This window comes from Sphingobium lactosutens DS20 (genome assembly GCF_000445105.1).
In the GTDB taxonomy this organism is placed as follows: Bacteria; Pseudomonadota; Alphaproteobacteria; order Sphingomonadales; family Sphingomonadaceae; genus Sphingobium; species Sphingobium lactosutens.
The window spans coordinates 1-8,414 of sequence record NZ_ATDP01000060.1; the positions used below are offsets into that span (position 1 = coordinate 1).

Here is an 8,414-nt window from a genome sequence, read left to right on the forward strand (position 1 = left end):
GGCTGAACGCCTTGGCGAAAAGCCGTCGATGGTCGTCATCGCCGCCGGCGTCGTCACCCTTCGCGCGAAACTCCTTCCAGAGGACGCCGAGGCTGGCGTGCTCGCCCTTGCGGACCTGCGCGCCGAGCGCCTGCCACTGGCGATAGGTGCCCCAGACCCCGCTCGCGTAGCCGCTGCCATAGGCGGCCGCCCAGAGCGAGATCGTATTTATGCCGCGATAGGGCTTGCCGCTGGCGACGTTGGTCGGGCGGGTGACGTCGGCGCCAAAATGATGCCACGGCATGCGCCAGGTGCCGGTGCCGGCTTCGATGGCGTCGACGATCGCTTGCGTGACGCGAGCGTAGACGTCTGAGCGTGGTGAGGCTGACATGATATGTTCTCCGTTCTCGCGCCGGGGACCATCCCCGGCGGCGGAGGCCCGTTCGCGCCGGGCACAGGGGGGCTCGCGCACCCGTCAGGGCCGCAGCGAAGCGAAGGACGGCGAAGCCGTTGCGCGGGCGCGCCGACCGGCGCAGGACTCCGCCAACAGCCGGGGTGGTCTACGGCGCGGGAGGGTCGATCCCGGCAATCACCGCGGTCAGGCGATCAAGCTCGCGCTGGAGCGCCTGACGCTGGAGGTCGGAGATGCGCCGTTCGCGTAAGTGCGCCCGGGCATCGGCCGCCGCACGTTCCCAGGCCGGTCTGTGGCGGGCGGTGATGCAGGCGTTGGGGCAGCGGGTCGGTTCGCACAGGGCGGTAAGCGGCTGCGCGGGATCGGGGGTCGTCACGCGCTTGAGGCAGAGCGCGGTCGCGGGATCGAAGAAGCAATCCGCGAGCGGGCCGACATGGAAGGTGCGCGCGACGCTGGCGAGCATGACGCGCAGGCGGGCCCGATCGGCGATCATGGCGGGCAGTGGCCCGAGCTTAACGGCGGCATCGTCGAGGGTCCGCGCGATGCGTGGTCCCGCCGGTCCGCCGAGTGATGCGCCGCCCTGCCGCCGGTCGAAATAGTCCAGCAGATCGTCAATCTGACCGAGCCGGCGCTGCGCCTCGACCTCTGCGCGAAACCCCGATCCACTGGTCCCGGCATAGCCCTCGAAAGCGGCGACCGAGGCATGCTTGTACTGGATCATGCCGGCGATGGTGCCGAACGGACGGTTGGCGATGTGCCACGCGATGGTGCGCCGGAACTGCCGCGTCGTGATGCGCCACGGCTTGCCATCGGGGCCGGGTGGGATGACCGGCGCATCGGGGCTGCCGAAGACGGTGTTGAGGTGGTCGCGGAAGGCGTTGAGCTGGCGGACCACCTCGCTCGACAGATGCGTCTTGGTGACAGCGCGGGGACGAAGCACCGGCCAGAGCGTGTCGCTTCCAGTCTTCCGTGCCGCGTGTTCCGACAGCCGTTCGAGCACCGTGATCGCCTCGGCCACCGGTTCGATCGTCACCCAGCTCGCCGACTCACCGGCGCTCGATCGGCGCTTGTAGAGGGTCGATCGGACGCGTTGCCGCTCGATCAGGCCGTCTTCGCTGCGCGCGATCGAGAGGCAGCCGCGCCGCATCGCCTGGACCTCGCAGTCGCGCATGCCGGTCAGATAGGCGCATACGATATAGGCGGCGGCCTGCAGCATCCGCTCCTCGATCGCTAGGGTCTTCACGTCGAAGCGGGCACGCCATGGCCGACCGCTCTCGGGAGCGATCGAGATCGGCGTGTCCATGCCGCCGACCTCGGTACCAAGCGATGCAACCGCTTCGCGAATGACATCCGGTGCGCCGGTAGTGAGCATGAGATGCATGGCCGGCTCGGCGACGGCATCGATGCCGGCATGCAAATGGAGGAGATGGGCGTTGATCGGCGGGGTTGCATCCCCGGTGAGGGGATCGATGCGCGTGGCGCCGTTGTGTGCCGTCGTCCAGATGGGCACGCCGCGTCCTTGCCGGGCTCGGCGCGCGAGATAGCGCTCGAGGCGCGCGCGCTGCCGCAGGCGGCGCTCTGCATCAGGCAGTCCGCGTTCGGCGGCGAGCAGCCGAGCGCGGACTGCCTCGAGCCGATCGAGCGCGACCCGAGCCGCCAGAATATCGGTCGCGAAGGTCGTGACATAGCGCAGCGACCAGGCGAGCAGCGGCGTGACAATCTCCTCCGGCATGCGTGGGGTGCGGTTCTCGCGCACATGCCGATATCCGGCGACGCGCGCAGCCGCTTGCCCGGCCCACGGCTCGAACCCGAGACCGCCTCCAGGCAGGTGATCCCGGAGATGGTAGAGATCGGTGACCACCTGCAAGAGCTGGCCGACGATGACGGGGCGCCGCGCTGAATCATCCCGCAGGTGGCGCGCATAAGCGTCGATCAGCGCCTGATCGATGCGGCCCAGGTCGAGCCGCCCAAGCCGCTCGCGCGCGAAGGCGAAGAACCGGCGAGCCCGGTTGAATGCCTGTCGGATGCTGGCGGGCGGCAGCTTCGGGTGGTAGCCGGGAAGACCGACGTTGAGGCGGGCGTAGAGATAGGCGCGCATTGCCGCCTGCACATCGGCATGTTCGAGCACGTCGAAATGCACGGTGACGTGGCAGCGCCGAGCGTTCTCGCGGAAGACGGCGGGACCGAGATCCCAGGTCGGGTCGCCGACGTGCGACAGCTCCTCGCGGGCATGGCCCGCCTTGAGCGGCGCGCTCGCCAGCACAGGGCGATCGTCGAACGCGGGCACGAGGGCATGGACGGGCGTGGTCATGCGCGTGCCTCCGGCGGCAGATAGAGCCGTTCGCTCCCCATCTGCCGGCGCGCTTCGGCGATAACGGCATCGGAGAAGACCGGCAGGACCTGGACCGTGATCCGGGTGTGGACGCGGCCGAACTTGGCGGCCCAGTCGCTCGCCGGCAGGCTGCATCGCTGCTCTTCGACGAACGCGAGAAAGGCGAGGATCGCGGGGAGCTTGCGCGCGGTGATGACGGCGTTGGGACAATCGAGGCAGCCCCAGAAGGGCTGCGCGCAGGGCGAACCGGGCTCGGCGAAAGGACTGCTATGGAAGCCCGCGCAGGCGGCGAGCCAGACATCCTGTTCGCCGTCGAGCACCGGACCCACCGTATCAGCCGACATCAGCGACGCGACCTGTTCGGGCGCTTCGCGCAGCGCCTGCTCGGCGGTGGGTGGAAGCACGGTCGGCATCGCCGCAGCGACCGCTGCGCGGAAGGCATCGGCGACGGCCGCCTCGTGCAACGGCCGGAGCGACGGCAGATCGGCATAGTGGCGCGCCGCAACCTCGCGGGTGTGACCGACCGCGAAGCGGGCCATATGCCCCTCGGTCTTGGTGTACCATAACGCCTTGTGGGTCTTGCGCAGCCGGGAAAGCAGCAGATGGAGCGGCTTCCCATCATCGCCGGCGATACCATGGCGACGAGCCCAGGCGGCGAGTTGGAACTTGGGATCGACGATGCCGGCGCGAAGGCCGCCAACGTTGTGATAGAGCCAGAGGCAATCGTCGGTCAGATGCTCGCGTGCGACGGCGGTGACGTCGATCAGGCGACGCATGAGGCCGCCGGGTGTGCCGCTACCACCATCGCGGACCCGCATGCTCTTGTGCTCGGCACCGCGGGCGCGGCGCTTCAGATAGCGCAGCTCCACCGTGCCGGCATGCGGGTTGGTGAGACAATCCACGGTCAGCGTCTTCAGGCACTCCGGCTCGAGGCCGGTATCGAGCGTGAGCAGCACGAGCAGCGCCGGCAGATCGCGCGCGAGCAGATGATGGCGGCCATGCAGGTCGTCGATGAGCGTGCTGATCGGCAATCCGCGCCGCATGCGCATGAAATAGAGGCGCTTCAGCGCGGGCTGGTCTGCGACGATAAAGCCCTGCCGCGCGATGATCGCTTCGACATCGGCGCGCGCCCTGGCGACGACAGGGTCGCCCTCATCAGTGCGGTCGTCGGCGCCGAGGCGGCGAAGCATCGCTTCGATATCGGCCCTCGCGGCGTCGCGCAGCGCGCGGGCGACGAAGGGGCTATAGGCATCGCGCGGGGTCGAGCGGCCCGCCGAAGTGGCCAGCGTGTAGCGCAGCCGCTCATGCAGGTCGGGCGCGATCCGATCGGGCCGGTCTGCCTCGATCGCGCGCAGCGTGTTGATGACCTTGCCGACCGTTATGTGCCGGTGGATCGCGCCCATCCCACGCCGTTCGAGCGCGGACGCAAAGCCATCGATATGGACTGCGCGCAGGTCGTTGACGCCGGTCACCTCCGGCGCATCATCGCCAAGCCAGGCGAAGAAGTGGCGATAGACCTGAACATACTGCTTGATGACGCTGGCCGCACCGATGGGGCCGCCGAGCGCCGCCGATCGACGCAGCGCACCGGCGAAAGCGATGGCGAGTGGGCGAGGATCGAGCCCGGTCATATCGACTAGGACCGTTCCGCCATGCCGCGCCTCGATGGTGAACTTGAGGCCGAGCACAGGATCGGGCTGCGATCGCTCCGGCGTGATCGGCGCAAAGGCGACAGGCCGGCCCTTGCGGGGACGCCCGCTCATACGCCTTGCGGCCCCGGCAGTAACGCCAGCAGCTCCTCGACGGCCGCGTCCACCGTATCGGCGCGGGTCGCGATATGGTCGAGGTAGATATAGGTGGTGGTGAGGCTGGCGTGGCCAAGCAGGCGTTGCACCTGTTGCAGCGGGTCGCCCAGGATCAGCCGATAGCTCTCCACCGGCCCCACCGGCAATGCCGCTTCGCGCAGCCGCTGCTGGATCAGCAAGGCGAGCATATGGACTGCGAAGGCGTGGCGAAGCTGGTGCGGGCTGATCGACAGCGGGAAGCCGTTCTGTGCGCACCGCTTGCAGGCGCGGGTGAAGATCACCTCCCACGAGTTGGGGCGGACAGGCTGGCCGACCTCGGTCAGCCATAGCGCCGCCGGCTCGCGGGGCGTTCCATCCTCGTCGCACAGGATCAGGCGGCATCGTTCCTCCGGGGTGCAGATATCGCGCATGCGGTCGAGACCGGCGCGGGTGACAGGGATCGGTCGGTCGAAGCTGGCCGCACCGTCGCGCGCGGCGAACTTGGCCACGCCCGCGGCGCGCTCGACCGCGACATAGGCGGCGATCTGACGAAGCAGCCGGCGTGGGACCAGAACGCTGCGTCCGCGGTCGCCCTTGGTGAGCGGCGGCGGAAGGGGCAACCAAAGTTGTTGGACGTCACCGTCCTCGCGGTCGATCGCCGCGAGCTCGACGGTGAGCAAGCCCGACGCCTCTTCGAGGCGCAGGCCGGTGGTGACGAGAAGATCCGCGAACAGCGCGTTGCGCAGCCCATTACGGTCGCGAGCGCCGGGGCGCTCCGTGCCGTCAGGGGTGAGCCCGCGCAGGCCGACCTCGCGGAAAATGCGGTAGTCGTCCATCGTGACGAACCGGACATCCGATCGCCTGGCGACACGTTCATAGGCATCGTTGCGCGCCGCGATCATGCCGCGACGGCCACCTTGCGCCGGTCGCCACACGGCGCGGCGGCTGAACGGCGCGTCGGCGATCAACCCTTGCTGCTCGCCCCAACGGTAAAGGCGATCGAGGCTGGCGACGGCGCGGTTCCAGCTTGCCGCCGTTATCCGGTGATCGGCATCGTCGCGGCGTCGCTCACGATGATAGGCGTCGACATCGTCGCGGGTCGCAGCCCACACGGTCTTGCCGCAGGCATCGAGAAAACGAAGCCAGACTACGACATCATAGGCGTAGGCGCGAAGCGAGTGCCGCGAGCGGACGCCCGACAGCGGCAGGTCGAGAAAGAAGCGATCCAGATCGGGATCGTAGAGCGCGTCGTCGCGCTGGATCAGCGGCACATGCGCATCGAGGCCCCTGGCCTCGCGACGCTCGCAAACAGTAATGATCGACACCGGCGCGAAGCCCTCCCCCCGGACCCCCCACCCGGAAGCTGACCTTCACACCGATGCGCGCTATGGCCCGGCAGCTATCAGGCTGGCCTCCGCCAGCTCTTGGGTCAGCGCTACGGCCAGCCTGATTACTGCCTACCGTGGGCGTCCATCGCCGACCTTACTGCAATGTTGCGGACGGCGCAGACTGTCCAGATAAGGCGACCAGTTCTTCGAACGCATAGGCCTTGTCGCCGAAGCGCTTGCCGAAGGTCCGTGCGAGTCGGCTGGAATGGCCCGACCAGTGGGTCTTATGCCGATATCGGCATAAAGGGCATAATGCCGTAACCCTGATTATGCCGCATGGCGTTGGCTAGGACTTGTTTTTCGGCCATCCGCCATGCGGCACCTCGGCATAATCAGAGCCCTTCGAGGAACGCGAGGAGCTGATCGTCGGGTTTGAACCGACCTGTCGGCACGTCCGGAGCAGCGACGCGCGCCAGTGCCTTTTCCTTTAAGCGCATGTCGGCGTGGATGTAGACCTGCGTGGTCTCGACCGATTCATGACCCAGCCACAGTGCGATCACGGCCTGATCGACACCATGGTGGAGCAAGTCCATCGCGGTGCTGTGGCGCAAGGTATGCGGCGTGACCCGCTTTGCGCCGATGCTCGGACAGGTGCGCGCTGCCGCCAGGCAATGCTTGCGTACCAAATGTTCGAGCGCATCGCGGCTTAGCCGTTCGCCACGGATCGACGGGAACAGTGGTCGATCGCTGTTGCCATGCTCCCCAATCCATACCTTCAGGATCTTGGCGGTTTCCCGCCTGATCGGTGTGGACCGTTCTTTTCGTCCCTTTCCTACGCATCGGACGTGGGCGCCGGTGCCGAGCACAACATCCCGGTATCGCAAGCTGATCAGCTCTGATGCCCTGAGGCCCGTTTGCAGCGCGAGCAGCAACAAGGCGTGATCGCGCTTTCCGGCCCATGTCGAGCGATCCGGCACGGCCAGCAGTGCCGCGATTTCGTCTGCGGTCAGGAACGTGACCGCGCGCTTAACATAGCGTTTGTTAGGCATGGCAAGGATGCGCTGGCAGTTCAGCATCCATGTTGGATCGGCCATCGCCACATAGCGGAAGAACGAACGGATCGCCGCGAGCCTGGTGTTACGGCTACGTGCACAGTTGCCCCGTGCTGTTTCGGTGTGGACCAGAAAGTCGGCAACCAGATCGACGTCGATATCTTCGACCGTGATAGCGACTGGTCGTTTGCCAAGGCGCGAACCGGCATAGCGCAGCAACAGGCGGAACGTGTCGCGATAGCTCGCGATGGTATGATGGCTTGCTTCCATCTGGACGCACAGTCTGTCGGTGAAGAAGCGTTGGATCAGCGCTGGCAAAGTCATGGAGGTCATCGCTGCGCCTCCCAACCAATGCGCGTGGCGCGTGCCATCGCCAGCTCGAGCAGTTCGGGCACCGCCTCAATGTACCAGAACGTATGGTCGGGGCTGGCATGGCCAAGCCAGGTCGTCAGCCTGATCATCTCCCGCGCCGGATCCTTGCCCATACGATACCAGTCGATCATGGTGCGAACTGCGAAGGTGTGGCGAAGGTCGTGTATGCGTGGTCCTTTGCCGTGCCGCTTGAACCGTGAGTATTCCCGCAACCCGATCGCTCGACTTACTCGTGCGAAGCTGGCTCGTGCCGACCATTCGCTGAGCCGGTCCCCATTACATCTGACAAAGAGGGGGGTGGATGCTCGACCAAGCAGCCGATTACGTTCTGTGGTGTAGGTGATCAACCGGTCTACGACAGTCGGGTCGAGTGGCAGCAGGCGCTCCTTTCCCAGCTTTCCGTGCCTGACACTCAGCACACCGGTTGCAACATCGAGGTCGCTCGTGTCGAGCGCCAGCGCTTCGCTGATCCTGAGCCCCGTTACCGCGATGAGGCCGAAGAATGTCGAACACGTCAGCCCCCGCATTCCGTAGGTGGAAGGCAGTTCGCTGGCGGCTGCGATAATGTCACCGATTTCGACTTTGCTGTAGATGTATGGCCGTTTGCGGATTGTGCGATCCGGCAACAACCCGCGCGGCGGCGCTTCATGCGCCAAGTCGACACTGCTCAACCAAAGAGCGAACAACCGTACCATACCGAGCCGAGCGGACCGGGTGGACGACCCGGCAGCAGGCTGACTTGCGTCCCAGCGCAGGAACAGGTCAGCGTCGATATGCTGCGCACCCGCATCGTCGGCAAAGCGGATAAAGCGGCGTAGCACCCGTTCGGAAGTCCTGAGATCATAGCCGAGGCTACGGCGAACGGCGAGATAGCGGTCAAGCTGGCTGGCGAGGCTCATTGTGCACCTCCCGCGACGGGCCAGGGCTGGGCAATGGATCGCAAGCCTTCGATCTCAAGCCGGGCGTAGATCATGGTGGAACCGCGCGACCGGTGGCGCAGCATGTCGCCGACCTCGTCGAGTGAAGCGCCACGATTTATGAGTTGCGTGGCAAGGCTGTGGCGTAGAACATGCGATCCCACATAGGGCGTAGCGGGCTTCTGACCGGTCGCATCGAGCGCATCCTTGATGATAGCGTTGACGATCTGGCTATCCT

At 66.5% G+C, this 8,414-nt stretch carries 7 protein-coding genes and 1 pseudogene; all 8 read right to left on the bottom strand.

The annotated features are described in order from the left end of the window. Positions 1-370: ArdC-like ssDNA-binding domain-containing protein (locus RLDS_RS32105; protein ID WP_021224600.1), on the bottom strand; the 370-nt coding region annotated here is incomplete at its 3' end. Between the two features lie 169 nt (positions 371-539). Beyond that, positions 540-2,702: a hypothetical protein gene (locus RLDS_RS32110; protein ID WP_021224413.1), complete on the bottom strand. Its 2,163-nt coding sequence runs from the start codon at positions 2,700-2,702 to the stop codon at positions 540-542. Then, on the bottom strand, positions 2,699-4,486 hold the full coding sequence (locus tag RLDS_RS32115) for a hypothetical protein (protein WP_021224414.1): 1,788 nt from the start codon (positions 4,484-4,486) through the stop codon (positions 2,699-2,701). Before RLDS_RS32115 ends, RLDS_RS32110 begins: the two co-directional genes overlap by 4 nt. Then, positions 4,483-5,832, bottom strand: coding sequence for a tyrosine-type recombinase/integrase (locus tag RLDS_RS32120; RefSeq protein ID WP_021224415.1), 1,350 nt, complete (start codon positions 5,830-5,832; stop codon positions 4,483-4,485). Before RLDS_RS32120 ends, RLDS_RS32115 begins: the two co-directional genes overlap by 4 nt. 157 nt (positions 5,833-5,989) lie before the next feature. Beyond that, a pseudogene (locus RLDS_RS55800) lies at positions 5,990-6,118 on the bottom strand (zincin-like metallopeptidase domain-containing protein); the annotation flags it as partial. A 109-nt stretch (positions 6,119-6,227) separates the two neighbouring features. Further along, a complete protein-coding gene (locus RLDS_RS32125) occupies positions 6,228-7,220 on the bottom strand; it encodes a tyrosine-type recombinase/integrase (RefSeq protein ID WP_020818724.1) in 993 nt (330 codons plus the stop codon). Beyond that, a complete protein-coding gene (locus RLDS_RS32130; RefSeq protein ID WP_020818723.1) occupies positions 7,217-8,158 on the bottom strand; it encodes a tyrosine-type recombinase/integrase in 942 nt (313 codons plus the stop codon). The genes RLDS_RS32125 and RLDS_RS32130 overlap by 4 nt, the downstream gene beginning before the upstream one ends. After that, a partial coding sequence (locus RLDS_RS0127650; RefSeq protein WP_031297391.1) for a tyrosine-type recombinase/integrase occupies positions 8,155-8,414 on the bottom strand: 260 nt, incomplete at its 5' end. The genes RLDS_RS0127650 and RLDS_RS32130, both read right to left, overlap by 4 nt.

Bases quoted from the DNA above. Each gene is read 5' to 3' on its own strand.
- RLDS_RS32110 (WP_021224413.1), bottom strand. From the start codon at position 2,702: ATGACCACGCCCGTCCATGCCCTCGTGCCCGCGTTCGACGATCGCCCT.
- RLDS_RS32115 (WP_021224414.1), bottom strand. From the start codon at position 4,486: ATGAGCGGGCGTCCCCGCAAGGGCCGGCCTGTCGCCTTTGCGCCGATC.
- RLDS_RS32125 (WP_020818724.1), bottom strand. From the start codon at position 7,220: ATGACCTCCATGACTTTGCCAGCGCTGATCCAACGCTTCTTCACCGAC.
- RLDS_RS32130 (WP_020818723.1), bottom strand. From the start codon at position 8,158: ATGAGCCTCGCCAGCCAGCTTGACCGCTATCTCGCCGTTCGCCGTAGC.